The following is a 694-nucleotide window of genomic DNA, read 5'->3' as shown; positions in this document are numbered from 1 at the left end:
TCTGGATTAGTCCGCCAGATTTTTGGTGCTCGTTACCTATCAACACTTTATGGCTTGGTATTCTTTACTCACCAAGTAGGAAGCTTCTTGGGGGCTTGGGTCGGTGGCCGCATCTACGATTACTACGGTTCATACGATCCAATCTGGTGGTCAACCGTCGTTCTGGCACTCCTCGCCGCTTTGATTCACTTACCGATCAATGACAAGCCAGTATCGCGCTTGAATTTGGCAACCGCCTAGCCAGAAAGGCTCTTAACGTCTACCGTTGCGAGCCTTTTTTCAGCAGCCCAATGATCTCCGCTTTCCTTTATCAAATGAGTATTCTCATCAATGATTTCTTATTTAAGATAAAGCACACCCATTCATCCTCTGTTAAGATTTGTGTGACATACTTTGTAGAAAGTTATAAATCAAAAAGGGTTTTAGATGAGAACACTTGGCAACATCATCTGGTTTTTATTCGGTGGCGTATTCATGGGATTGCTGTGGTGGCTATTCGGTATTCTTGCGTTCATCAGCATCATCGGGATTCCGTGGGGGCGAGCTTGTTTCGTCATGGGTAACTTTTCGTTTTTCCCATTCGGCAAAGAAGCTGTTTCGCGTGATGAACTAACCAATGAAATGGATATTGGCACGAGTCCGCTAGGCGTCATCGGCAACGTACTTTGGTTTGTGTTTGCAGGTTTGTGGCTGG

The 694-nt window shown here is 45.4% G+C and carries 1 protein-coding gene and 1 pseudogene; both read left to right on the top strand.

The annotated features are described in order from the left end of the window. Positions 1-240 (top strand): annotated as a pseudogene (locus R8O11_RS27860) (MFS transporter); the annotation flags it as partial. A gap of 186 nt (positions 241-426) precedes the next feature. Then, positions 427-694: YccF domain-containing protein (locus R8O11_RS27855; RefSeq protein WP_318194952.1), on the top strand; the 268-nt coding region annotated here is incomplete at its 3' end.

The sequence above is a fragment of the Vibrio sp. 1288 genome (assembly GCF_033344475.1).
Note: the sequence above shows the minus strand (reverse complement) of the source record. Positions and strands in the feature narration are given on the sequence as shown.